Origin of the sequence: Burkholderia sp. MS389 (assembly GCF_016899425.1) — a bacterium.
In the GTDB taxonomy this organism is placed as follows: Bacteria; Pseudomonadota; Gammaproteobacteria; order Burkholderiales; family Burkholderiaceae; genus Burkholderia; species Burkholderia sola.
On the sequence record NZ_CP045996.1, the window covers coordinates 229,212 to 255,018 of the forward strand.

The following is a 25,807-nucleotide window of genomic DNA, read 5'->3' on the forward strand; positions in this document are numbered from 1 at the left end:
AAGCCGCGGATCGGCCCCGTGGCTTGCCGCCGGACGACGCTTACTGGCTTGCGGCGCCGGCCTTCTTTTCCGCGTTCTGCAGGTTCTGCGGATAGTTCGGATCATTGGCCGCCGGCTTGTAACCGGCGTCTTCGAGTTTCTTCAGCTCGGCGGTGTTCTTCGCACGCGCAGCCTTGCGCTCGGCTTTGCGTTTGGCCCTGGCCGCCTTGCGCGCTTCGCTCTTCGCGGCCTTGGCGTCCTGTGCAGCCGGCGCGCTTGCGGTTTCCTGTGCAAAGGCCGGAACGGCCGAGCCGAACAGGAAAGCGGCTGCGGTAGCAGCCAGCGTGAGTTTTCTGATCTGGATTCGCATCGCTGAACTCTCTTTTTTGATGACCATCACGGTTTGAAAAACCATCGAGATACCGCCCCTGCCCTGACCAGTCGTCATGTCGCGGTCAGGACTTGAGCATCATAACCGTGTCGCAAAAATTGTGGCGTCAACGTGCTGACGGAATTGGGGATACACGTATGGGAGACAACGCGGTTGGTGCGCTCGAGGTCGGCCGCCGCGGTACTCGACGCGGTGCGAGGCGCCGACGCGTGTTTCACTGGTGGCGATATCGATACGCTCATGCGCTCATGCGCGACGTGAGGATCGTCGTGCTTGCACGATCACCGCAGCAGCAGTCGATCCATGCGTCACGTTATCGTTCGATGCGGCTCGAGCGACGGTTCCTCCCATAAACGACCACGATTCGTTTCTTCGGCGGTCAGGAGGGTTACGTTGCGTCGTTGCGGCGTGCGGTGATCTGTTCGGTACCGCTTGCCGCACTGTGATGCAGAAGGTTGTCTGTGTGTGGAGGCAAAGCGGGTTGTCGATCCGTAGGTCTGACAAAAAAGGCGGGGCGGCGCAAGCGGTGAAGACGTCGGCCCGATGGACTGCACGAATGCGCTGAAACTGATCATGAGCGAGCAGCGCTCGTCGGATGGATATGCCCATGGCCGTGAAGCCTATCCGTCTGTGCAACCGTGCTTGCCGACGCTGAAGCGCCACACAAGGATGCCGATCGTTTCCCGTTTGCTCCCATCGACGGTTCCTTATGTGGATGAGGGCTGGGATCTACACAGCTTGCTTATACCTGTGCCACCGCCTATCGGTGAGCTTTTACGGGACTCTGCTTTTTCGGAAGGTGAGCATATTCGGGCGCATCGGGGAATTCGATTGCGGTGAGCTGCGGCACCGACAGCACCTTCACGTTGGTTCGCAACGATGTCGACGGACACAGCATGGCTTGCCGGGCGGCACTCCAAAGGTAGAAAAACGGACCGGACGTGGGATGGAAACAGCCGGGATCGGATTCCGTCGGGCACAGTCCACAGGCTAAATTTGGCGAGCGGCATCACAGGCGATCGACAAAAACTTGTGCATAGACGAGGCCGCGCGAGTGCAAAAAACCATTCGTGGGCAGTCCAGGATGATTTCCAACTGCTGTGGACGAAGCGACGGGATTCGCTGCGCTCGTCAGTCATGGTGCCGAGGGTGCCATGGGGCACATTTTTGGGTCCCATAAACGGGAACCTCTACGCCGAAACCGCGCATTTCCTCCCATAAGTTTCTACGTTTCGGCGTTTGTGAGTGGGTACTCACCTCTTCGGGAGGCCTTGTCAGGCCTGGAGCCTTCCTGGAACGGTGTGTCAAACAGAGCCGAGTCGGTCTGGATCGCAGGATCTGAACGCCTTGCGTCCCACAGACGACTCCCATTGGTAGCGGTTTATGGGGTTCGTCTTTCTGTGCAAGCACACGTGTGTTTACATCTTTGGTAAACCACGTTTACTTCTTTAACTACTTTTAGACGGCTCACAGCCTTGTCTGGCAAGGGTTTGAGGGGTGTTCGGTACCCATTTATGGGAGCACAGGTGGAAGGGTTTGGGGTTTCAGGTCTGTGGATTTGGGGGTTGGGGTACCGTGTTGTGGGGAATCCGGGTTGTGGATATGGGGCGAACGTATCCGGTTATGGGAAATCGACCGTCAATCGCGCTCGGTAGTCGTCTATGGGAACACAGGAAGGTAGCCTTTTATGGGGGGCTTTTCTCGGTTGGTAGTCCGATGCGTGCACAGTGATTTTCTTCGGGTAGCCGGTTATGGGAAATCTGAAAGGTACCTATTTATGGGAGTCGGTCTCAGTCAATTTGCTGCCCTTTGCTCGGGGACGCCGTGAAGCTTTCCCATAGACAGGGCTAAGGCCACGGACAGGTTACCGTCTATGGGGAAAACGAATAGTTGCCGTTTATGGGAGCGATTTCCACCTTCAATCCGGAAAGCAGCTGCGTCGACCCCGGTGACAGGTAGCCTCCTATGGGAAACGACAAAGGTAGCCCGTTATGGGAGAAAAAGGCGGCTGTGTTGCGGGGCACCACGAATCTTCCCGGCGATCTCGATTCCGTCCGTTTGCCCCCATGGATGGGTACCTTCGTATGGCAATTCTTGTGCCGGGTTGCCCTGTCGAGCCAGGAAAGGTAGCGGCTTTTGGGAGGTATTTTGATCAAAAGGTAGACGGATATGGGGCTCTGAACAAATCGTGAAACACGGATTTCTCATTACGTGTCAGATAGTTAGCTCATATAGTGAAAGTAATGCTTGAGCAAGGGCGTTGCTCCGTGGCGCGAAAAGGTATAAAGTCCGCTCTCAATAAGGCAACCTTACCCGGACACCACGATGCCGCGCAAGCCCGCAAGCAAAGGCTCAGACAAACAGGTTTCGCTGTTTCAGACACCCGAGCCGCCCGACTTGCTGCGCAAGGCGGTCCAGGCGATTCATATCGCACCGAAGTCGGGAAAGATCGGTCTGCAGCAGCGCAAGATGTTCAGCTCGTTGATCAAGAACGCACTTCGGCAGGAGGCGTTCGAACCGGGCCGGACGAGCTTCTCGATCTCGATCGCGTCGCTGTCGCACGAGAGCGGGCTGAACAGCAACAACACGAAGTACGTGAAGGATACGGTCAACTCGCTGATCAGTACCGTCGTCAACTGGGACTACCTGGCCGCGGACCGTTCGACGGTCTGGAAAGCATCGGGCCTGCTCGCCGGCGCGGAGCTCGAGCAATCGGTGCTGAAGTACAGCTTCTCCGACCAGATTCGCAGCGAACTGCTCAATCCCGAGATCTACGCGCTGATCGATATGCGGATCGCTCGCGAGTTCCGGCGCTCGCACTCGCTCGCGCTGTGGGAAAACACGGTGCGCTACGAAGGGATCGGCATCACCGCGAAGATTCCGCTGCCGAAATTCCGTGACCTCATTCTCGGCCAGGACAAGGCGTCGCAGTCGTACAAGGAATACAAGCTGTTCAAGAGCAAGGTCCTGGTGCCGTGCATTCAGGAGGTGAACGAAGTATCGGATCACACGCTCGAGCTGATCGAACACAAATCCGGCCGCAGCGTGGAAGCCGTGCAGTTCAAGGTGACACGCAAGCAGAGCACCGATACGGTCGAAGACGGCGACGTCAAGAACGAAGCGCTGGTCGAGGAGGTCGCGAAGTTCGGCATTCCGCGTTCGGAGGCGCGCCGGCTGATCACGCAATACGGCGTGCAGCGCATCAAGGCGGCGATCGCCTATACGCTCAATCGGACCACGAAGAAAAATGCGGCGCCGGTCGACAACGTCGCCGCGTATTTCCGCAAGGCGCTGACGCACGGTTACACGCTGGCCGACGGGCAGGGAACCGAAGCGGCCGCACCGGCGAAGGAATCCGCGCAGAGCAAGCAGGAACAGATTCGCGACAAGTATCTGGCGGCGAAGGTCGAGGAAGCCGGCGCGTATTTCCGCGAGCTGGAGATCGACGACCAGACCAGGCTGATCGAGCGTTACAACGAGACGGTGGCGGGTTCGAAGGATCTGACGCTGTCGCCGAAGAAGAAGGCGAGCAAGCTCGCGCAGACCAGCTTCTTCCGCTGGCTGGCGCTCGATACGTGGGGCGAGCCGACCTCGGATGACCTGCTGGAATTCCTGCTGAAAAGCAGTCTCGCGGGCAACTGAAAGAGGCCTCGCCGTCGTGCGCGCCGTGCGCCGGACCCTGTTGTGGTCCGGCTGCGCGGCGCAGCGCGAAGGCGAGGCCTTTTGCCGGTGGCGCGTTACTTTGGCGTTGCCGCCGCCAGATCGGCGACGTACGCGTCGATGACGGTCTTGAGCTTGTCGGCAAGCGCTTCCTGGTGGGATGCGTCGACGCCCTTGAGCTGCAGATCCAGACGTCCGTCCGGATAAGTCTTCAACTGACCGATTGCGCGCGATTCGAGTGCGAAGTCATGACGGACGCTATAGCGCGTCCGTCCGGGCTTCTTGGCGCCGTCGCTTTGCGCACGCAGGAAATTCTCGAGATCGCGGACGGATTTTTTCCGGTCGATCACGGCCGTCAGCAGCCGGTCGGCCGTCGGCTCGCCCAGGCGTTCGAAGATCAGCTTCAGAAAGTACGCGGCCTGCAGACCGACCACGTCGTTCGCACTCGCCATCCGCTCCAGCAGCGTGTTCGGCAGCGCGTTCAGCGACAGCGTCTTGCTGATCGATGCCTTGTCCTTGCCGATTTTTTCCGCCAGCGTGTTCTGGTCGGCAAAGACCTTCTCGTCGAGCAGACGTTTCCACGCGACCGCATCGTCGAAGATCGTCTGGCGTTCGTGATCGTGGTTCGCGCGGTACGCGATCGTATAGAGCTGCTCGGGCGTGTGATCGGTGCGGAACGTCGCATTGATCGTCTCGTCGCCGTTGATGCTCGTCGCACGCAGCCGGCGTTGCCCGTCGATCACGACGAGCTTGCCGGGAAATTCGGGGAGCCGCGTGACCTTGATCGGCTCGATCTGCCCTTCCCGTTTCAACGTCAGTGCGAGTTCGTGCAGGCTCGACTCCGAGTAGAACACGCGCGGGTTGAACGGGTTCGGAATGCAGTCCTTGACCAGTACTTTCTGCGGCGCGCCCAGATCGGGCGCACCGGCGGGCGCGGTTGCGGCCGGCGCACTGGCGGGCGCCGCTTCGACGACGGCAGCCGGTGCGGCCGCCGGCTCGGGCAGCCGCGTTTCGAGCGCCGCGTTTTCCTGCGCGAGTCCGCGCAACAGGCCGGCTGCCAGATGCAGGTTGCCGGTCGGCTTCTTGTCTTTCGAGGTGTCCTTAGCCATGGGCGGCTCCGGTAGCGCGCGTCGACGCGATGTATTGGGCCATTTCCGTGACCAGTTTTTCGATTTCCGCGCGGGCTTCCTTCAGGCCCTTCAGGTATCGATTATGGTGATGGATCGTGGTGCCGAGCGCGAACGTCTGACGATAGACCTCGCGTTGCGCGATCTGGCTGTCGAGCAGATGCTCCCCTATTTCTTCAGCTCGTAAAATTTTTAAAATTTCTTCACGCATTTTAGTTTTTCCATTAACGCTATTCAGCATTAATGCGGAAGAAAGTTGAGGATTTCGAACGGCGCGCATCGACTCGATCATGCGGATCATTGCAACCGTGCTGTACAGATCGGCCGGCGACGGCGAAAGCGGCACCAGGCAGAAGTCCGCCACTTCGAGGACGGATGCAATACGTGGATCTTCGAGGTTGCCGGGGCAGTCGACGACGATCACGTCGAAGTTCGCGTCCTGTTTCTTGATTTCGCCGCCGATGCCGCGGCCGGCAGGCGCCAGCGACAGGACCGTCATCGGGAGCGTGTTCTCGCCACTTGTGACCCACCGGACGGAAGTGCCTTGAGGGTCGGCATCGATCAGCGCGACCTTATTGCCGCCGGCTTCGAATGCCGCCGCGATGTTGACGGAGATGGTTGTCTTTCCAGTTCCACCTTTTTGATTACTGACGGCGATCTTGAAAGCCATTGAATTCCTCCTAGGAGTTTTACGTAATATAGGCAGTTATTCATAGGTTGTCTACAAAAGTGTTCAATGCTATGGATGTTTTATTGGTCGTTGTGGTTGTTACGTGACAAGTAGACCGAATAGCTAAGCGTTATTCGAGAGTAGCGATTCGATAAAAAACCATCGATCTCGGTTGCAAAAGAACGAACGACAAATGTGAGGGAAGCCGACGGTCTTTGGGGTCCATAACGAGATCTTGTGGAGAGACTTGGCGTTTTGGCGTGCGTAGATCTCATTCGAAATTCGATACGAATCCATGTCGGTGATGATGTTGGCCACGGGGAAACAGAGGGTTGTCACGTGACAAGTCGCTGGATCTCCGATTTCTCTTGGGCCGTACGCCGTGAGGAACTGTTCCATACGCTGCGTCTCGGATTCCGCAGGAACGTCAGAAATTTCCTTACTTCAATTGTCGATGCGCGCGGCGCGTGACCATATACCCCTCGTCGGTACCGAGGTGAGTTGTCACGTGACAAATGGATTCCGACGCATCTCCTAACGGGCACTCCGCGATCATCAGGGAGTCGTCGTGGTTGGCGTGTGCTCGTGGCGTACAGGGCTTATTGCTAGGGAGGAACGGCATCGTCGACAGTTTTCGGTCTCGGCTCGTCACTGAATCGCTAGCGAGTTGTCACGTGACAACAGGAGCCGGTGTCTGGAAGACTCGTGCGGCAGGCGGGCTGTATATGAAGGGAAGAGTCCCGCGCGAGGGTTGCAAACGAGCGTCTCGGTAGCGTGGTCGGGACATCATCGGGCCGTTATTCCGCTATCGTCGCATGGACGCTCACGTGTCGAAGCTATGCGTCAGAACAACTGCTGAGGTGCGCCCCCACGACGATATCGTGGCGACTATGATGTGTCCCCATTTACGCGGTGGAGCGAAATTAGTGTTGCTGCTCGTGTCGGCTAACAGGGGAGGCTGTCTCGTGGCAAGTATCAATTCACCGTGCCCTGGAGAGGTTCGACGTGCGCGAGATCGCCGCGTATACCGGCCGCAATGGGTGATGAATCCATGTGCCAGGGACATGTGCCAACCCAAACGGATCGGGTCGTGAAACATTCGCCGAAAATCGATGCTCGCCGGAAATCCTTGTGTGGCAATGGCTTGCGCCACATTCTTCATCCTGTTTCACGCGAAATGAGCGCGAAAAAGCTTGGAAATGGGGGCGTATGCTATTTCAGTGCGACGGCGTTGGGGAACGGCCCAATCGCAGGTAGATTCGTCTTGATCGATACGTGATTTGTAGTTTATGAGACGTTTTGTGGCGGGGCGCAGCTAGAGGTTGTCGACGTGTCGGGGGATCACTCCACCACTGTGTGGCATCGAGCCGCCAATTCGGCATCAAGTGGGCTTGGTATTTAGCGCCGGTTGTCACGTGACAACGCATGTGCCGAGCCCCAGATTCGTGAAATCGCGAAATATGGAGCGGAGAAGCTGAGGCCGGGGAGTCGTCGAGCAGGACTCTGGAGCGCCGCCGGTACAACATGATCTTACAGAGTGGCGCGCGTCCCCTTAAACTGCATGCGACAAATCCAGCCCCGTACTTTGCGAATCCCATCGAAGCCCGTACATCGCTACCGTCCGCGCTCGCGATCAATAACTCGCCACGATCGACAGAGCGACGTCCGCGCCACCTCGCAGGCTATCGATATCCCGTCGCGGAGAATTACCGAACAGCCGACTATATTCCCGATTGAACTGCGTTGGGCTCGCGTACCCGACCCTGAACGCCGCCGACGCTGCATCGAGCCGCTCCGCCAGCATCAGCCGACGCGCCTCGTTGAGTCGTATCCATTTCTGATACTGCAACGGACTCATGCCGGTGAGCTGACGGAAGTGATGATGGAAGGTCGAACTGCTCATCTGAACTTGCGCCGCGAGATCATCGACGCGCAACGATTCGTCGTAGTGAGCGCGCAACCACCGGATCGCGCGCGACACGCGGTTGCACTGACTGCCGGTGGACGCAATCTGGCGCAGGCGCGCGCCCTGGTCGCTCGTCAGCAGCCGATAGTAGATTTCCCGCTCGATATACGGTGCGAGAACGGCAATCGCGTTCGGGTCGTCCAGCAGCGCGAGTAGCCGGTTCAGCGCGTCGTACAGCGGTTCGGTCATGTCGCCGACGACGAGTCCGCGGCCAGCCGGCGCATCGTCGTGATCCGGCGCGACTTGCATCATCAGTTCGGCCATGACGCGGAAATCGAGCTTGAGGCCGAGCCCGAGAAACGGTTTGTCGGGACTGGCCTCGATGATTTGCGTCGAACCGGGCAGATCGAGCGACGTGATCAGAAAGCGGTCGGCGTCATAGATATACGCATCCCCGCTCTGTATGACCCGCTTCGCGCCCTGAACGACGAGGCCGAAGCTCGGCTCGACCATGCATTCCATCGGCAGCGTCGGCGCTTCCCTTCGATGAAAGCTGAGATTGGGAATGGCCGTGTTGAGGTGATCGACACCTTCGGTCCATCTCGCGACGCGCTCTGCGAGCGCCTGCCGCAATTCGTTCTCGCGGCTGCGGCGGGTCGAACGGTGGCCTGCCTGGTCGAATGCCGTGATGGCGACATCATCGTCTCGTTGGCCGGGCATGTATCGGACGGGTACCGGATGCATGACTTCTCTACTCAGGTAATCGGGTCGACAGGCAGCCGTCGACGTGCAGGGGAGGCGGGCAACGCATTCACCACCCGGAATCGCGGCACGGTCATCTTCCCGGCAGGCACGCGCAGCGACTGGCGGACTACTTCGTCGCCTGCGATGCGCAAAGCTGCCAGCGTCGCGATTTCGCCGCCGGCGCTGCCGCGCGCTCGTCGACCGCGCGCCACCAGCGCGCGCCACGATGCGGCGCGTCGAGATCGAGGTGTTCGCCCATTCTCGGTGTTGACAGTTCGATGCCGCGTACGAGCGCCAACGCCGTGACACGCTCGAACGGCTCCTGCCAGCGATGCATGGCGAGGTCGAACGTGCCGTTGTGGATCGGGACTAGCCAGCGTCCGCGCAAATCGATGTGCGCCTGCACGGTTTCTTCCGGCTGCATGTGCACGTACGGCCATTGCGCATCATAGGCGCCTGTTTCGATCAGCGTGACGTCGAACGGCCCGAGGCGCTCGCCGATCTCCCGGAAGCCATCGAAATAACCCGTATCGCCGCTGAAGAATACGCGCAGGTCGTCGTCGACGATCACCCACGACGCCCACAGCGTACTGTTACCGTCGAACAGGCTACGCCCGGAGAAGTGCTGGGCGGGCGTAGCCGTCAGCGTCAGCCCGGCCACGTCCGCGCTTTGCCACCAGTCGAGCTGGCGAACCTTGTCCGCGTCGATGCCCCATTCGATCAATCGATCGCCGACACCCAGCGTCGTCACGAACACGCCGGTGGTGGAGGCAAGCGCGAGCACCGTGTCGCGATCGAGGTGATCGTAATGATCGTGCGACAGGATCACGCCGCGCAGCGGCGGAAGATCTTCCAGCGCGATCGGCGGCGCATGAAAGCGCTTGGGGCCGATGCGCCGAAACGGCGACGCGCGCTCGGCGAACACCGGATCGGTCAGCCAGAATTCGCCGCGCAGCTTCAGCAACAGCGTCGAATGGCCGAGCCGGTACAGGCTGCGATCGGGCGCCGCGTCGAGTTCCGCGCGGGTCAGCGAATCGACGGGGAGGGCGCCGGCCGGCACGGTATGACGCGGCTTGTTGACCAGCATGTTCCATGCGATGCCCAGCGTCTTGCCCAATCCTTCGGCGGGCCGCGGCGCGACATTGGCAAAGCGCTCGCCGTTGTGCTGCGGCGAACCGCCGGACAGCGTCCGGCCGCGGCGGGCCGCCGCAAAGCCCAGAATGCGGTGAATCAAAACGAGAGGCGATGCCATGTCCGGTTCGTCCGAAGAATAAAGTACACTAAACAGTGTAGTTTATTTTTGAGATAAGTAAACTGCCCGGTGTAAAATTTCTGTATGGATACCAGCACTTCCCCTCAGCGCCTGACCGACCGAAAGCGCGCGGCCATCGTCGATGCGGCGATCGAGGAATTTCTCGCGGCCGGCTACGATGCGACGAGCATGGATCGTATCGCCGCGCGCGCCGATGTGTCGAAACGCACGGTCTATAACCACTTTCCGAGCAAGGAGACGCTATTCGCCGCGATCCTGAACAAGCTGTGGGATGCGACCCGGGCCGGCAACTTGCCGACCTATCGCGCCGACGTGCCGCTGCGCGAGCAACTGCTCGCGCTGCTCGAGCGCAAATTGCGGTTGATGAACGACGAAGCGTTTCTCGCGCTGGCGCGCGTCGCGATCGGCGCGGCCATCCATTCGCCGGAACGCGCGCGCGACATGGTCGAACGTCTCGGCGAGCGTGAGGAAGACGTCACGGTCTGGGTGCGTGCGGCCGCGGCGGCCGGCCGGCTGGCGGTCACCGATCCGGTGTTCGCCGCGCATCAGTTGCATGGCGCGATGAAGGCATTCGCGTTCTGGCCGCAGATCACGATGGGCCAGCCGCCGCTGACGGCGCAGGAGCAGCAGAAAGTGGCGGAATCGGCCGCCGACATGTTCCTCGCGTACTACGCGCGACTGGACGACGGCGCCGCGTCGCATCGCACGCAGGATTGAACGCGCATCCGCGGGCATCCGGTAGCGCGGACCAGTCGAAATCGTTGCGATGCGCGAAACCCGCCAATCCGGAGAAGCCGAACGCACAATCGCACCTACCCGTGTCGACCAGCCAGCCGGCCCAAACCCGGCGATACGTCCGCGCACCCGAAACCGACTGCGAGCAACGACCCATGAAAACGCTGTTGATCGTCTATCACACGATGACCGGAGGCACGCAGCAGATGGCCGAAGCGGCTGCCGGTGCGGCTCGCGAGCAGCCCGGCGTCGACGTCAGGCTGCAGCGCGCGGACGCGACGAGCGCCGACGACGTGCTGGCAGCCGACGCGTACCTGTTCGCGACGCCGGAGAATCTAGCGGCGATGTCCGGGCTGATGAAGGATTTCTTCGATCGCTGCTACTACGCGGCGCTCGATCGCGTGAACGGTCGTCCGTATGCGGCAATGATCTGCGCGGGCAGCGACGGACAGAACGCGTTGCGGCAGATCGACCGGATTGCGACCGGATGGCGGCTGAAGAACGTCGCACCCGGGCTGATCGTCTGCACACATGCGCAGACGCCGGAGCGTATTCTCGCGACGAAGACGATCGACGATGACGCGCTCGCGCGCTGCGCAGAACTGGGTGCGGGTCTTGCCGCGGGGCTGGCACTGGGCGTGTTCTGAGGACGGATACGGCAGCGCCGATCTACCGAATCGACACAGGCAGGATCTGCAGTCGTTCGCGCAATACCGGTTTCGCAAACAACGCCGGACCGCCGCGTGCCGGGGCTTCAGCCGCCCTTCGCAGTGCCCGAAGGCCGGTGATGTTCGGGCCAAAGACGTTTGACGAGATCGCGCGATGCGCCGTAGGCATAGCAACTGTCGATCTTGAGCGGCTTGCCTTCGCTGTCGCGGTAATCGAGCGACGATCGCCGCATGCCGACCATCGTCTGATAGGCCGTCGTCGCGATCGGGCCGAGCAATTCCTTCAGGTGCGTGCACGTATCGCAAGACGGCAGGCGCTTGCGCACCTCGCTGTTCCAGCCCGCGCCGATGGTCAATCCGACGAGCGCCTGCAGCGAGTCGCCGCCGCCCGGACATTGCGCATACGGATGCGAACGGATGAACGTGGATACGGCGCGCACGACCATGTCGACGTCGAAGACGAGCGTCACGCCAAGCTCGTGGAGCGGCGTCAGCGCCGCGACCGTCCGCGCACCGCCGGGCGGCGTGAAATCGCTGGTCTTGCGGTCCGCGAGGCAGGCCGTTACTTCGAACAGGCCGTCGCTGCGCCGATAGCCGCGCATGTCGATCTGCCGATGGTGGATCTCGTCGCGCGTGATGCCGTCGTGCGGGGTGTCGTCTTGGGAAACCATGCATCCGCTCCGTCTCTTGAAACCGGGTCTTTTCGCAGGCAACGGGATCGCGCACGGCCGATCGGGCGTACGGTGAAAAGCCGGCGGGACGTGCTGCCAACGAAGTCGATTCGGCCATACTACGCACTTTCCGATATTTTCGTCCGCGACGCGTTCGATGCGGACGCAACCAATCGGCCGCCGATGCCGGCGCAAGCGAGGGTCGGGCGGGCGTGTCGGGCGACGTCGGGGGCCATGCAATGCAACGCTTTGCGGACGCGGCACGACGCTGTTCGACGGCTGTCGCGCGGAAGATCGCATATTCAGTCGAGCGTCCGCCCGGCCCGATTTCCGGCCGGGCCGCGAATGGCGTGACATCCGGAAACGTATCCATATAATGCGCAACACGACCACGCGGACGCATTTTCGGCGCCGCGGCTCGGGCAAATGCGGACCGGCGAGTCAACCGACCGTCCCGCGTACCGGTATACTTCCACTCCTGCCTTGTCCGGCATCGAGGCCGGGTGCCTGAAAACAGAGTGGCGTGCGCGATGCGGCCCCGTAGTGTTCCGCACCGGCGGCAGGCCGGCCGCACGCATGGCGGCGATGCTTTTGCGCCGCGCGGCATGGCCGCACGAACCACACCTTATATTCCTGGTGGATTGAATTTATGGGTTTTGAACAACTTGCCGAATTGCGGGCGCAGCTCGCAGCGAAGGCCAAGCAGGAGCGCAACGCGAAGCGGCCGGCGGCGCCGACGGACGCCGGCGCGAAGCCGAAGTCCGGCGACCAGCCGTCCCGCGGCGCCAAGCCGGGCGCCGGCGCGAAGGCGCAGCAGCGAGCGAAGCCTGCTCCGACGAAGCCGTCGGCGCCGGTCGATCCGGTCATCGTCGCGATCGGCAAACTGCAGCGGAAGTTTCCGCGCGCGTTCCCGAAGAATCCGGCCCCTAAAGTGCCGCTCAAGGTTGGCATCTGGGACGATCTCGCCCGCGAAGCGCAGGCCGTGGGCCTCAGCGAAGCGGAACTGCGCGAGGCAATGTCGACGTGGTGCCGCGGCAACCGCTACTGGTCCTGCCTCGTCGAAGACGCGGTGCGCGTCGACCTGCAGGGTAACGAAGCCGGGCGCGTGACGCACGACGACGCGGCGCGTGCGCGCCGTCTGAAGGCTCGTCGCCCCGGCGGCAAGGGCGCGGCACAATCGGCCAAGGGTGCGCCGCAGCAGGCCGAGGTCGCTGCTGCACTGCAACCGGCGCAAGCCGAAGCCGAAGCGAAGGTGCAGACCGATGCCGCGCCGCGGGTCGAAGCGGAAGCGAAGGTGCAGACCGGCGCCGCACCGCAGGTCGAACAGCAAGCGGCCGGCAACGAGTAATCCACATCGCGCGCCGCGTACCCGCTGCAAGCCGCGGCGGCGCATGACACGACAGACCGACCGGCGTCGACAGACGCAGGTCGGGACTGCCTCTACCGGCACTGAACCTGCCGGTCCATCTCCTCCCCGTCGAACAGACAACGCGACCGGACGACTCACATTCGTCGATCGGGCTCGACACGCGCGAGAGCTTGATTGTTCCGCTTACGTTCAGATAATTCGTATCCCTGAGTAATTGGCGAGCCTACCGCATAATTCGCGTTACGAAATGATGAAGCGAAACGCGTCGATCGACGCGTGAGCGATCCCGCCTGCTCGTCGCGATAAAAATTGCGCGCGATAATCACGACTGGATCATCAGCCCGCGGGCAAGCCGATTGCCGCGATACAACCGTCATTCGAAAAATAAGGCAGGCCCGGCTCGATCCAAAGCCACGCCCAGCGTCGTTAACGCCAACTCAACCCGGACCATGAACCCGAGACGTTCCGCGATTTTCGTCGCGCTCGCCGCTGCCGCGCTGTTCGGCGCCGCGACACCGCTCGCCAAGGCGCTGATCGGCGCGATGTCGCCGTTCATGGTCGCTGGCCTCTTCTATCTCGGCAGTGGCGTCGGACTCGGCATCGGGATGCTGCTGCGCGGCTGGCACGGCCGTCACGCACCGGCCGCGGACGCCGCGCCGTTGCAGCGCGCCGATCTGCCGTGGCTGGCCGGGGCGATCGCGGCGGGCGGCGTGGCTGGCCCGGCTCTGTTGATGCTCGGCCTATCGAGCACGCCGGCGGCGACGAGCGCGCTGCTGCTCAATCTCGAGGGCGTGCTGACGGCCGTGATTGCGTGGGTCGTGTTTCGCGAGAACGTGGATACGCAGATATTTCTCGGCATGGTGGCGATCGTCGCCGGCGGCACGCTGTTGTCGTGGACGCCGGGCCGGGCCGGCGTGCCGGTCGGCGCGCTGCTGATCGTCGGCGCATGCCTGTGCTGGGCGATCGACAACAACCTGACCCGCAAGGTGGCCGCGAACGACGCGATGGTGATCGCGGGCGTGAAAGGGCTGATCGCGGGGCCGGTGAACATCGGCATCGCGCTGGCGACCGGCGCGACGCTACCTGCGATACCGGTCATGGCCGAGGCGATGCTGACGGGGCTCGGCGGCTACGGGATCAGCCTCGTGTTGTTCGTCGTCGCGCTGCGTCATCTGGGCAGCGCGCGCACCGGCGCGTACTTTTCGATTGCCCCGCTGTTCGGAGTCGTGCTGTCGCTGCTGATCTGGCCCGCGTTGCCGCCCGCGACGTTCTGGATCGCGGCCGCGCTGATGGCGCTCGGCATCTGGCTGCACGTGCGCGAACGGCACGAACACACGCATGCGCACGAGCGGCTCGAGCATACGCATCGGCATCGGCACGACGACCATCACCAGCACGCGCACGACTTCCCGTATGACGGCGATGAACCGCACACGCATCCGCACGTGCATCTGCCGATCACGCACAGTCACGCGCATTTTCCGGATATTCATCACCGGCATCGACACTGACCGCGTCGTGAGCGACGGGCGCTGCGCATTGCAAGGTGGCCGTTTATGGGAACGCTAACAGCCGATCGTTGGTTCCGGAATGCTGGTTGCCCGCACATTGCGTGCGATCGTCACGCGATCACTCGACGCCGACGATCACGCTCGATGCCTTGAAGACCGCGGATGCGGCGGCGCCGCTCGCGAGCCCGAGACGATCGACGCTGTCGTTGGTGACGATCGCGACGATTTCCGCACCGCTCGCCGCCTTGATCACGACCTCCGAATTGACCGCGCCCTTCGCGACCGACGCGACGGTGCCCGCGACGCAGTTGCGAGCCGACACCTTGCTGCTGTCGACGTCGACCATCACGATGACCGACGACGCCTTGACGAGCGCGAACGCGTTCGTGCCGGCCGCGAGGCCCAACGACGCCGCGCTGCCATGGGTGATCACGGCGACGATCTCGAGGCCGTCCTGCGTGCGCAGCGTGATTTCGTCGTTGACGGCACCGGGCTTGACGGCGCTGATCTCGCCGGCGAATTGGTTGCGGGCGCTCGTTCGCATGATGACTCTCCGGGTGGTTGCCGCGGCAGAGCCGGCTGCGGCAAAAGGTGATTGGAAATGCATCGGCCAGTGTACCGTCAACGCCGGCCCTGCGAGTGCCATCGCGCGAATCAGTCCAACCCGTTGCCGCGGGGCGTGTCGTCACGCATGCGATATAGCCGATGTCGCTACGGCGCCGACGGGCCGGCCGCAGGTGCGGTGGCCGCGGAGCCGGCGTTCGCGGCGGCTGCCGCACCGTCGCCGTCCCAACCGCCGCCGAGCGCGAGGAAGAGCCGCACCTGGTCGGCCGCGACCTGCCCTTCGGCCGCCGCGACCTGCGCCCGCACGCTCGTCAACGTGCGCGTCGCGTCGAGATCGGCGATGAACGATTCGCGGCCGGCCGCATAGAGCCGATGGGTTTCGGCGGCGGAACTGCGGGCCGATTCGTACGCGGTGCGCAGCGCATCCGTGCGTTGCACGTCGGCTGCATAGGTCGCGAGGCTCGACTGCGTTTCGCGCAGCGCGTTCAGCACGACCCCGTCGAAGTGCGCGAGTGCGCCGCCCGTCGCGGCTTCGGCTTCGCGCACGCGCGCACGCTGGCCGTTCACGGGGAACGACCAGCTGATCAGCGGTCCGAACGACCAGCGATTCGTGGTGGACGAGAACAGGTCGGCGGCGACGCCGACCGAGCCGGCCGATGCGCCGATGCTGACCGACGGGTACAGCGCGGCGGTTGCCACGCCGATCCGCGCGGTCGCGGCGGCGAGCTGACGCTCGGCTTCGCGCACGTCGGGGCGGCGGCGCAGCAGCGCGGCGCCGTCGCCGATCGGAATCGGCTGACGCAGTTTCGGCAGGCGTTCGCATTCGGCGGCGGCTTTCGGCAGGTCGGCCGGCGCGCGCGCGAGCAGCGCGGCGAGCTGGTACTGCGCGATCTTGCGGCGGCCTTCGAAGCGCGGAATGTCGGCGGACAGCGTGCGCACCTGCGTCACGCCGCGCGTCACGTCGGTCTGGTTGCCGCGCCCCGCGTCGCGCAGCCGCTGCGACAGCGCGACGCGCTGTTGCTGCAGCGCGAGCGACTGCTTCGCGATCGCCAGTTCGTCGCCGGCCGAGCACGCTTCGACATACGCGCGTACGACGTCGGCCACGACCGTGATGCGCGCGAGGTCGCCGGCCGCCTTGACGGCCTCGCTGTCCGCGCGCGCGGCTTCGACGCCGCGCCGCAGCTTGCCGAACAGGTCGAGCTCGTACGACACGTTGATGCCGACCGTGCCTTCGTTGACGACCGGCAGCTTGTTTTCGAGCAGGTATTGCTCGGCCGATTCCTGCGCGCGCTGCACGGCCGCTTCGGCTTTGCCGGAGAAGCCGCCCTGTTCGTTCGCGACCACCAGCGCCGCGCGCGAGCGGGCGAGGTTCGCCGCGGCGACGCGCAGGTCGGTGTTCGACTTCAGCGCATCGCGCACGAGCCCATTGAGTACCGGGTCGTCGTACAGTTGCCACCAGTTGCCGGGCACCGCGTCGCGCGACACCAGCGTGCCGTTCGCGTCGTCGAGCGCATGGTTCGCGAGCGGCGCGTTGACGTACGCCTGTTGCGGCAGCGTGTAGTCGGGGCCGACCGACTTGCACGCACCGAGTGCGAGCGCAAGCGGGGCGAGCGTCGCCGCGACGCGCAGACCATGCCGCTTCATTGCGAGGCTCCCGCGGCGCTGGCGGCCGTACCTGACGTAGCCGAAACCGGCGCGGCCGCCGATGCGGCGCCGGTGCCCACCGGCTTCGCGTCGTCGTTGCGGTGCGTGTCGGCGCCGCGCATCGATACGGTCGCGGTACGGCCCGCGATCATCCGGAAATCGTCGGGCACCTCGTCGAGCACGACGCGCACCGGCACGCGCTGCGCGAGCCGCACCCAGCTGAACGCCGGGTTCACGTTCGGCAGCAGGTTCGCGCCCTGCGTGCGGTCGCGATCCTCGATCGCGGCGACGATGCTCTGCACGTGGCCGCGCAGCGCATGGGGCTCGCCCATCACGATGATGTCGACCGGCTGGCCGATATGGATGCCGCGCAGCTTGGTTTCCTCGAAGTAGCCGTCGACGCGGAACGAGTTGCGGTCGACGACCGACAGCACCGCGCGGCCGGCCGGCACGTATTCGCCGACGCGCGGGGCGCGGTCGTTCAGGTAGCCGTCCACGGGACTGACGATCGTCGTGCGCTGCAGGTTCAGCTTCGCGGTGTCGAGCGACACCTGCGCATCGGCGACGCTGGCTTCGCCCTGCTCGACGCGCGTGCGGCTTTCCTCGACCTGTTCGCTCGCGACCAGGTTGCCGAGCTGCAGGTTGCGCGCGTATTCGCGCTTCGCCTGCGCCAGCGTCGCGCGGCGCTGCGCGAGCGTCGCTTCGGCGAGCCGTTCCGCGAGCGCGTAGCGCGCCTGGTCGATCACGAACAGCACCTGGCCGCGCTTGACCTCCTGGTTGTCGGCGACCTGCACCGACGTGATGAGGCCCGACACGTCCGGCGCGACCTGGATCACGTCGGCCCGCACGTGCCCGTCGCGCGTCCACGGCGAGAACATGTAGTAGTTGATGATGCGCCACAGCACGAGGCCGGCCACGACGACGACGATCAGGGTGAGCAGGACTTGCCCTGCCGAAAGCCAGGTTTTTTTCACGTTAGGTAGCCACGAGTTGGTGGGACACGATCACGACGGCGGCCAGCACGAACACGTAGATGCCGAGGTCGAAGATCGAACGGTGCCAGACGAGGCGGTAGAAGCCGACGCGCTCGAGCACTGCGCGCACGACGATGTTGATCAGGTACGCGATCAACATCAGTACGAGCGGGGCCGGCACGAACACGCCGAAGATATCGATTTCGCCGATCATGGTCGCGGTCGGAAGGACAAGGTGGAAAGCCGGCTCATGCGCGTGCTCCGTCCGGCGTCTGTGGCGCTTGCGCGGCCGCGGCCGGATACAGCGACAGGCGCAGGCCGACAAGCGCATGCAGCGTGTCGCGCAGCCGGCGGTGCGTGACCGGCGCCGCGGGCGCGGCGGTGCCGTCGGCCGGCGCGGCGCCCGGCAGGTTGCGGCTGGCCACGCGCCGCAGCGCGTCGTCGATCGTCGCGAGCAGGGCGGGCGGCGCGGGCTGGCGCGCGTTCGCGGCCGCGCAGCGCGCGTAGTGATCGGTGACGCCGGCCAGCACGCGATCGATCGCGTCGGGCACGTCGCCCGACAGCCGGCGCCGCGAGCGGCGCAGGTCGAGCGCGTTCAGCGCGATGCGCAGGTCGCGGAAGCTTTCGATCGACGGGTGGCGGTGGTCGTCGGACGCGCCGAGGCGCGGCAGCAGTTGCGTGACGCGATCGAGCATCCGCGATGCGTGGTTGCGCTGATCGTCGAGCGGTTGCGTCGACGCGGAGCGCGCGACGTCCTCCCAGCCCGAGCGTAGCAGGCGCCGTACCGCGAGTTCCGCGCCGAACGGCCGCGTCGCGCGCGTCCACACGTACGCGAACAGCAGCCCGGCGACGCCCGCGAGATTACTGTTCAGGAACACGAAGAAATCGGCCTCGTACGCGCTCTGGATGCTGATGAAGGTGGCTGTGTTGACCGCGACGAGCATCGTCACCATGTTGAACTGCGGGCGCGGCAGCAGCGTGCCGATCAGGATGAACGGCCCCGCGAACATCAGCACGAGCATCGCGAAATCGTGCACGTGCGGCAGCACGACGAACAGATACAGGCCCGCGAACACGACGCTCGCGGCGGTCGACAGGAAGAACTTGAACACCAGCGGCGCGGGCTCGTCGAGCGCGGCGAAGAAGCTGCACGACACGGCCACGAGCGTGACGGCGGCCGCGCCGTCGTGCCAGCCGGACGAGATCCACAGCCAGCACGCGAACACGATCGCGAACACGACGGTCAGCGTCGAGAACAGCATCATCCCGCGATCGAAGAAGCGCTCGGTGCCGCCGAGCCGCCAGTGCCGGTAGCGCGGCTGCCACACGCCCGACTCGTTCGCGATCAGCGCGCGCAGCGAGCGGCAGTCCTGCCAGATGTCGATGACCTGGCGCAGCCGCCACAGCGCATTCGACAGCAACGCGCCGTCCCAGCTCGCCAGCGCGCTGTCGGGCGGCTGCAGCGCGGCGATGCGCGCGCGCAGGTCGTCCGCGACCGGATCGTGCGCCATATCGCCGTCGGAACCGGTCTTCACGGCCGGCAGCGGCGCGTCGAACCATTTCGCGGCGTCGGCCAGCAGCGCGTCGAGCGCGGGCGGGCGCACGTGCAGGTCGCGCATCAGCGCGATCAGCGGGTCGGCGAGCGACGACATCAGCGGCAGGAACAGCTGCATCCGGCCCGCGAGCGCCTGCGCGCGCGCAAGCACGCGCGGATGCGCATGGTCGTAGCCCAGCTGGCTCAGCAGGAATTCGAGGCCGGTGATCGTCGCGGCGAGCCGCTGCCGGCATGCGGACAGCGCCTTGCCGGCCAGGTGCCCGGACAGCGTTTCGCGGCCGTAGAACGCGGCGTCCTTGAACCACGCGTCGGTGCGCTCGATCAGCGTCGGCGCGAGCCGGTTCGGGAACACGGCGCTGCCGACCACGCTCGCGCACACGATGCCGAGCACGATTTCCTCGGTGCGCGCGATCGCAACGTCGAATATCGTGGACGGATCGGTGACGGTCGGCAGCGCGACCAGCGGCATCGTATAGCCGGCTAGCATGAACACGTAGCTGCGCGCGGTGCGGTCGGAGATCGCGAGGTACAGCAGCGTGCCGCACCAGGTCGCGACGATGATGCTGAACAGGAGCGGCGTCTCGACGAACGGCGGCACGAAGAAGATCGCGGCGGCCGCGCCGAGCGCGGTGCCGAGCGCGCGGTACAGCGCCTTCGAGCGCGTCGCGCCGACGAACGGGTTCGACACGATGTAGACGCTCGCCATCGCCCAGTACGGGCGCGGCAACTGGAAATACAGGCCGAGGTACAGCGCCAGCATCGACGCGGCGAACGTCTTGCCCGAGAACAGCCAGTCGCGAAGGCTCGGATAGGTCATGACGCGGAATCGGTGGGGTGGGACGCGTGCGACGCCGGAGGATGCGCGTCGGCGGCGTTGAACGCGTTCAGCACGCGCAGCGTCGCTTCGAGATCGGCGCGCGACACGCCCTTGAGCACCTGGGCGCGCAGCGCGCGCAGGTCTTCCTCCATCTTCGCGGTGACCGCGCGGCCGGCGGCCGTCAGCGAGATCGTTTTCGCGCGGCGATCGTGCGGATCCTCGTCGCGGCGTGCGAGGCCGGCCGCGCACAGCTGGTCGAGCAGGCGCACCAGCGACGGCCCTTCGATGCCCACGTGCTCGGCGAGCGTGCCTTGCCGCACGCCTTCGCCGAGACGCCCGGCGATCAAGAGCGGCGTCGCGCAGGCCTCGGATACGTTGTACGCGGTCAGCACGCCGTCGCTGGTGCGGCGCCACTTGCGCGCGGTGAGCACGAGCAGGCTGCTGACGGCGAGGCGGAGGTCGTGCAGATTGGTCATGGGCGAGATGATAGGGGCAAAAATATTCGATAGCAAACTATCGTTTTCGTCGCCGGGATGACACGTCGCATGGGGCGCGGCGACGATATTGAATTGTCAGACGACCACTGTTCGACCACACGAGCACGGCCGTGCATGTGAAGCAAATTCCAAGCCCGCGCGCCGCCCGCTGGGCGGGTAGGTAGCCCGCGACTTTCGACCGACCGGAAAATGTGCGGGCCGCGGTCGCTCGGGCACGCCGATTGCACCGCGCGATTCGCCCACGACGTCCTGCTTTCGAACGCGATTGCACTAGGACAATATTTTCGGGGTGTCTTTCTGAGCGACCATGCGGAAGCCACGACGGAGACATCGAGATGGGACGGACCGAGGTATCGGCAGGCTGGCGCGACGCGCTCGGCGCGGTGCACGGCATCGAGTCGAAATACAAGCGGCTCGTGAAGGCGATCGCCAGCGACATCGAGAACGGCGCGCTCGCGCCGGGCGCGCGGCTCGCGCCGCAGCGCGACGTCGCGTCGAGCCTCGGTGTCAGCGTGCAGACCGTCACCAACGCGTACAAGGAGCTGGAGCGTCAGGGGCTGATCCGCTGCGAGGTCGGCCGCGGCAGCTTCGTGGCCGCGCGCGTGACCGAATCGATGTCGAACTACATCCTCGATACGACCGAGCGCGAACTCGTCGACTTCTCGATCGCCCGCATCGTGCACACGCCGGAGCACGACGCGGCATGGCGCAGCGTGTGCACGGCGCTGGCCGGCACCGACGATCAGCCGTGGATCCGTTCGTTCCGGCCGATCGCCGGCCTCGATGCGCATCGCGACGCCGGCGCGGCTTGGCTCGCGTCGCTGAACATGCCGGTGCACCGCGAATCGCTGCTGGTGACGAACGGCGCGGCGCACGGGATCTTTCTCGCGCTCGCGTCGATCGTCGGGCCGGGCGACACCGTGTTGTGCGAGAGCCTGACCGATCACGGCGTGATCGGCTCCGCGAACGTGCTCGGGTTTACGCTGAAAGGGCTCGAGATGGACGAGCACGGCATCCGTCCCGAACATTTCGAGGAGATGTGCGATGGCGAGCGGATCAGCGCGCTCGTCTGCACGCCGACCCTCAATAACCCGACCGTGTCGCTGATGACCGATTCGCGGCGCCGCTCGATCGCGCGCATCGCGACGCGCTACGGCGTATACGTGATCGAGGACGACGTGTACGGTCCGCTGCTCGAGAAGACGGGCACGCCGATCGCCAGCCTGATTCCGGAGCTCGGCTTCTACTGCACGAGCATGACGAAATCGGTACTGACGGGGTTGCGCACCGGCTATCTCGCGATGCCGCGACGGCTCGCGTTGCGCGTCGAGAGCGTGCTGCGCGTGAGCAGCTGGATGGCGACGTCGCCGATCGCCGAAATCGCGACGCGCTGGATCGTCGACGACACCGCGCGGCGGCTCGTCGAACTGCAGCGCCAGCGGCTCGCCGTGCGTCAGCAGATGGTGCGGGCCGCACTGGGGCCGTATGTGCTCGGTGCGCATCCCAACGCGCTGTCGGCATGGCTGCGCGTGCCCGACTACTGGCAAGCCGAGCGGATCGTGCGTGAACTGCGCACGCGCAAGATCGCGGTGACGTCACCCGATCCGTTTCTCGTCGGCGGCACGGAGCGACCGAACGCGGTGCGCGTGTGCATCGGCGCCGAAACCTCCGATGCGGCGTGCAATGCAGCGCTCGAGACGATCGCGGGTGTGTTCGAACAGTATCCGCACCTGAACGACTTCCACTGAACCGGCGGCGCTGCCGCGACATCGCGCGCAATGTATCAGGACATTCGAAAGCGCGATTTGGAACATTAGACTGGATCGCATCACATTCGTCGCGAGGCGCGCATTCCATGTCTTCCCTGTCGCTGTCCGACGTCTACCGCGCGCGCCGCCGTCTCGCCGGGCGCGCCGACGGTACGCCGCTCGTCGCGTCCGCCGCGCTGTCCGCGCGTGTCGGCGCCCCGGTCTACCTGAAGCTCGAAACGCTGCAGCCGACCGGCAGCTTCAAGCTGCGCGGCGCGACCAACGCGCTAGCGGAACTTGCGGCGCAGCGCGTGACGCGCGTGGTCACCGCATCGACCGGGAATCATGGCCGCGCGGTCGCGCATGCGGCACGCGCGCTCGGCATCGATGCGGCCGTCTGCATGTCGTCGCTCGTGCCGGACAACAAGGTCGAGGCGGTCGCGGCGCTCGGCGCGCGCGTGGTGATCGTCGGCGACAGCCAGGACGACGCGCAGGTGGAAGCGCGGCGGCTGGTGCGCGACGAAGGTTATGCATACGTGCCGCCGTTCGACGATCCGCGCATCATCGCGGGCCAGGCGACGATCGGCGTCGAGATACTCGAAGCGCTGCCCGATACGGCGACGCTGGTCGTGCCGCTGTCGGGCGGCGGCCTGTTCAGCGGCGTCGCGTTTGCCGCGAAGGCGATCCGGCCGCCGATCGAGATGATCGGCGTATCGATGACGCGCGGCGCCGCGATGCACGCGAGCCTCGCGGCCGGTCGCCCGGTCGACGTCGACGAACAGCCGACGCTGGCCGATTCGCTCGGCGGCGGCATCGGCCTCGACAACCGCTACACGTTCGACATGACGCGCGCGCTGGCCGACGACGTCGTGCTGCTCGACGAGCCGTCGATCGCGCGCGGCATCGCGCATGCGTATCGGGAAGAGCGGCTCGTCGTCGAAGGCGCCGGCGCGGTCGGCCTCGCCGCCCTGCTGGATGAACGGATCGCACGCCGCGATCGCAGCGGCCCGATCGTGGTCGTCGTGAGCGGTGCGAACATCGACATGGCCGTGCATCGCAGGCTCGTTTCGGAGAACTGACATGGCCCATCCCGTCACGTTGCTTGGCCACGCGCAACTGCGTGCGCTGGTGCCACTCGATCTCGCCGCGATCGACCAGGTCGAGGCCGCGTTCGCGTCGCTCGCGACCGACGCCGTCGTGATGCCGCCGATCCTGAATCTTGCGCTGCCCGAGCGCCACGCCGAAGTGGACGTGAAGACGGCGTACCTGCCGCGCTTCGACAGCTTCGCGATCAAGGTCAGCCCCGGTTTCTTCGACAACCCGTCGCTCGGGCTGCCGAGCCTGAACGGGCTAATGCTCGTGCTGTCGGCGCGTACCGGCCTGACCGAGGCCGTGCTGCTCGACAACGGTTACTTGACAGCCGTGCGCACCGCGGCCGCCGGCGCCGTGGCCGCGCGCCGGCTCGCGCGCGCCGATGCGCGCCGCGCGGCGATCGTCGGCGCGGGCGAACAGGCGCGGTTGCAGCTTGCCGCGCTGATGCTCGTGCGCGACATCACGCACGTGACGGTGTGGGCGCGCGATGCCGAACGTGCCGCGCGATTCGCGGCCGACGTGCGTGCCGCGCACGGGATCGACGCGGTCGTCGCGCGCTCGGTGCACGCGGCGCTCGCCGACGCGGACATCGCGGTGACGACCACGCCGAGCCGTGCGCCGCTCGTGCACGCGGAAGATCTGCACCCCGGGCTGCACGTGACGGCGATGGGTTCGGATGCGGATTACAAGACCGAACTCGCGCCGTCGGTATTCGGCGCCGCGCGCTATTTCTGCGACCGGCTGCGGCAGACCCGCGTGGCCGGCGAGCTCGCGCATGCGATCGCGGCCGGCGCCGTTGCAGCCGACGCGGTGTTTCCCGAACTCGGCGAAGTGATCGCCGGCCGCCGAGACGGCCGCACGCATCGCGACGACATCACGATCTGCGACCTGACCGGCACCGGCGCGCAGGACACCGCGATTGCCGTGCTCGCGCTGCAACGCGCCCGCGCGGCGGAAGTGGGCACGATTTTTCACAACGACCTCACGACTTGAGAGGAGACAGATGTCCGCAGTCATCGAAACCCAGACAGCCGCGCCGCGGCTCGCGTTCGCGCGCAGCGAATATGCCGCGCGCATCGCGAAGACACGCGCGGCGATGGAGCGGGCCGGCATCGACCTGCTGATCGTCACCGACCCGACCAACATGGGCTGGCTCACCGGCTATGACGGCTGGTCGTTCTACGTGCACCAGTGCGTGCTGCTCGCACTGGACGGCGAACCCGTGTGGTTCGGCCGCGGCCAGGACGCGAACGGCGCGAAGCGCACCGCGTTCATGGCGCACGAGAACATCGTCGGGTATCCAGACCATTACGTGCAGTCGACGGCCTGCCATCCGATGGACTACCTGTCCACGGAAGTGATCGCCGCGCGCGGCTGGAGCGCGCTGCGCATCGGCGTCGAACTCGACAACTACTACTTCAGCGCAGCGGCATACGCGTCGTTGCAGAAGCATCTGCCGGCCGCGCGCTGGGTCGATGCGACCGCGCTCGTCAACTGGCAGCGCGCGGTGAAGTCGCCGCGCGAGATCGAGTACATGCGCGTGGCCGCGCGCATCGTCGAGCGGATGCATGCGCACATCGTCGAGACGATCGAGCCGGGCATGAAGAAAAGCGACCTGGTCGCGCAGATCTATGCGACCGGGATCGGCGGTGCGGGAGGCTTCGGCGGCGACTACCCGGCGATCGTCCCGCTGCTGCCGACCGGCGCCGACGCGGCCGCGCCGCACCTGACGTGGGACGACTCGACGTTCGCGCGCGGCGCCGGCACGTTCTTCGAGATCGCCGGTTGCTACCGCCGTTATCACTGCCCGCTGTCGCGCACCGTCTATCTCGGCAAGCCGCCCGCGCACTTCATCGAAGGCGAGCGCGCGGTGGTCGAAGGGATCGAGGCCGGGCTCGCGGCCGCGAAGCCGGGCAACGTATGCGAGGACATCGCGAACGCGTTCTTCGCGGTGCTGCGCCGCGCGGGCATCGACAAGGACAGCCGCTGCGGCTACCCGATCGGCGCGAGCTATCCGCCCGACTGGGGCGAGCGCACGATGAGCCTGCGCCCGGGCGACCGGACGGTGCTGGAACCCGGCATGACGTTCCATTTCATGCCCGGGCTGTGGCTCGACGACTGGGGGCTGGAGATCACGGAGAGCATCCTGATCACCGAGACCGGCGTCGAGACGTTCTGCAACGCACCGCGCAAGCTGTTCGTAAAGGAGTAG

21 protein-coding genes are annotated in these 25,807 nt (G+C 65.1%); 9 read left to right on the plus strand and 12 right to left on the minus strand.

The window, feature by feature from the left end:
• Positions 1-40 precede the first annotated feature (40 nt).
• The gene (locus GJG85_RS30640) at positions 41-349 is read right to left on the minus strand and encodes a hypothetical protein (protein WP_050015708.1); all 309 of its coding nucleotides are present in this window, start codon (positions 347-349) and stop codon (positions 41-43) included.
• A 2,346-nt stretch (positions 350-2,695) separates the two neighbouring features.
• Here GJG85_RS30640 and GJG85_RS30645 point away from each other — a divergent pair.
• Positions 2,696-4,012 (plus strand): replication initiation protein, encoded by a 1,317-nt coding sequence (locus GJG85_RS30645; RefSeq protein WP_050015685.1) that lies wholly within the window; start codon positions 2,696-2,698, stop codon positions 4,010-4,012.
• Positions 4,013-4,107: 95 nt separating this feature from the next.
• Here the strand turns inward: GJG85_RS30645 and GJG85_RS30650 are convergent, their stop codons facing one another.
• From GJG85_RS30650 to GJG85_RS30665, 4 genes are all read right to left on the minus strand, one after another.
• Positions 4,108-5,139 (minus strand): ParB/RepB/Spo0J family partition protein, encoded by a 1,032-nt coding sequence (locus tag GJG85_RS30650; protein WP_124555189.1) that lies wholly within the window; start codon positions 5,137-5,139, stop codon positions 4,108-4,110.
• Positions 5,132-5,827: a ParA family protein gene (locus tag GJG85_RS30655; RefSeq protein ID WP_006497839.1), complete on the minus strand. Its 696-nt coding sequence runs from the start codon at positions 5,825-5,827 to the stop codon at positions 5,132-5,134. The genes GJG85_RS30650 and GJG85_RS30655 overlap by 8 nt, the downstream gene beginning before the upstream one ends.
• 1,633 nt (positions 5,828-7,460) lie before the next feature.
• Positions 7,461-8,477: an AraC family transcriptional regulator gene (locus GJG85_RS30660; protein WP_050015681.1), complete on the minus strand. Its 1,017-nt coding sequence runs from the start codon at positions 8,475-8,477 to the stop codon at positions 7,461-7,463.
• A 127-nt stretch (positions 8,478-8,604) separates the two neighbouring features.
• Entirely contained in the window at positions 8,605-9,729 is a 1,125-nt protein-coding gene (locus GJG85_RS30665) for an MBL fold metallo-hydrolase (RefSeq protein ID WP_050015679.1), read from the minus strand.
• 84 nt (positions 9,730-9,813) lie between these two features.
• On the opposite strand from GJG85_RS30665, the gene GJG85_RS30670 reads away from it, so the two are divergent.
• On the plus strand, positions 9,814-10,467 hold the full coding sequence (locus GJG85_RS30670; RefSeq protein WP_050015677.1) for a TetR/AcrR family transcriptional regulator: 654 nt from the start codon (positions 9,814-9,816) through the stop codon (positions 10,465-10,467).
• A 173-nt stretch (positions 10,468-10,640) separates the two neighbouring features.
• Entirely contained in the window at positions 10,641-11,132 is a 492-nt protein-coding gene (locus GJG85_RS30675) for an NAD(P)H-dependent oxidoreductase (RefSeq protein ID WP_089490160.1), read from the plus strand.
• 107 nt (positions 11,133-11,239) lie between these two features.
• On the opposite strand, the gene GJG85_RS30680 is transcribed toward GJG85_RS30675, so the two are convergent.
• Positions 11,240-11,824: a DUF2889 domain-containing protein gene (locus GJG85_RS30680; RefSeq protein WP_050015673.1), complete on the minus strand. Its 585-nt coding sequence runs from the start codon at positions 11,822-11,824 to the stop codon at positions 11,240-11,242.
• A gap of 649 nt (positions 11,825-12,473) precedes the next feature.
• Between GJG85_RS30680 and GJG85_RS30685 the strand changes: the two genes are divergently transcribed.
• Together GJG85_RS30685 and GJG85_RS30690 are read left to right on the plus strand one after the other, a co-directional pair.
• Positions 12,474-13,172: a ProQ/FinO family protein gene (locus GJG85_RS30685; RefSeq protein ID WP_204384706.1), complete on the plus strand. Its 699-nt coding sequence runs from the start codon at positions 12,474-12,476 to the stop codon at positions 13,170-13,172.
• Between the two features lie 470 nt (positions 13,173-13,642).
• Positions 13,643-14,704, plus strand: coding sequence for a DMT family transporter (locus tag GJG85_RS30690; RefSeq protein WP_089490158.1), 1,062 nt, complete (start codon positions 13,643-13,645; stop codon positions 14,702-14,704).
• A 118-nt stretch (positions 14,705-14,822) separates the two neighbouring features.
• On the opposite strand, the gene GJG85_RS30695 is transcribed toward GJG85_RS30690, so the two are convergent.
• The 6 genes from GJG85_RS30695 to GJG85_RS30720 form a co-directional block, all read right to left on the minus strand.
• Entirely contained in the window at positions 14,823-15,248 is a 426-nt protein-coding gene (locus GJG85_RS30695; RefSeq protein WP_050015667.1) for a TOBE domain-containing protein, read from the minus strand.
• 167 nt (positions 15,249-15,415) lie between these two features.
• Positions 15,416-16,912, minus strand: coding sequence for an efflux transporter outer membrane subunit (locus GJG85_RS30700; protein WP_050015665.1), 1,497 nt, complete (start codon positions 16,910-16,912; stop codon positions 15,416-15,418).
• Complete coding sequence (locus GJG85_RS30705; protein WP_089490157.1) at positions 16,909-17,886, minus strand: HlyD family secretion protein; 978 nt, start codon at positions 17,884-17,886, stop codon at positions 16,909-16,911. Before GJG85_RS30705 ends, GJG85_RS30700 begins: the two co-directional genes overlap by 4 nt.
• A 1-nt stretch (position 17,887) precedes the next feature.
• Positions 17,888-18,100, minus strand: coding sequence for a DUF1656 domain-containing protein (locus GJG85_RS30710; RefSeq protein WP_006481008.1), 213 nt, complete (start codon positions 18,098-18,100; stop codon positions 17,888-17,890).
• Positions 18,101-18,134: 34 nt separating this feature from the next.
• Positions 18,135-20,258 (minus strand): FUSC family protein, encoded by a 2,124-nt coding sequence (locus GJG85_RS30715; protein WP_050015661.1) that lies wholly within the window; start codon positions 20,256-20,258, stop codon positions 18,135-18,137.
• Positions 20,255-20,734, minus strand: coding sequence for a MarR family transcriptional regulator (locus tag GJG85_RS30720; RefSeq protein ID WP_204384708.1), 480 nt, complete (start codon positions 20,732-20,734; stop codon positions 20,255-20,257). Before GJG85_RS30720 ends, GJG85_RS30715 begins: the two co-directional genes overlap by 4 nt.
• A 356-nt stretch (positions 20,735-21,090) precedes the next feature.
• On the opposite strand from GJG85_RS30720, the gene GJG85_RS30725 reads away from it, so the two are divergent.
• The 4 genes from GJG85_RS30725 (at position 21,091) to doeA (ending at position 25,807) form a co-directional block, all read left to right on the plus strand.
• The gene (locus GJG85_RS30725; protein WP_050015659.1) at positions 21,091-22,503 is read left to right on the plus strand and encodes a PLP-dependent aminotransferase family protein; all 1,413 of its coding nucleotides are present in this window, start codon (positions 21,091-21,093) and stop codon (positions 22,501-22,503) included.
• 107 nt (positions 22,504-22,610) lie between these two features.
• Positions 22,611-23,582, plus strand: a complete 972-nt coding sequence (eutB, locus tag GJG85_RS30730; RefSeq protein WP_050015658.1) for a hydroxyectoine utilization dehydratase EutB — start codon at positions 22,611-22,613, stop codon at positions 23,580-23,582.
• 1 nt (position 23,583) lies between these two features.
• Positions 23,584-24,588, plus strand: coding sequence for a cyclodeaminase (locus GJG85_RS30735; RefSeq protein ID WP_089490155.1), 1,005 nt, complete (start codon positions 23,584-23,586; stop codon positions 24,586-24,588).
• Positions 24,589-24,598: 10 nt separating this feature from the next.
• Complete coding sequence (doeA, locus tag GJG85_RS30740; protein WP_089490154.1) at positions 24,599-25,807, plus strand: ectoine hydrolase DoeA; 1,209 nt, start codon at positions 24,599-24,601, stop codon at positions 25,805-25,807.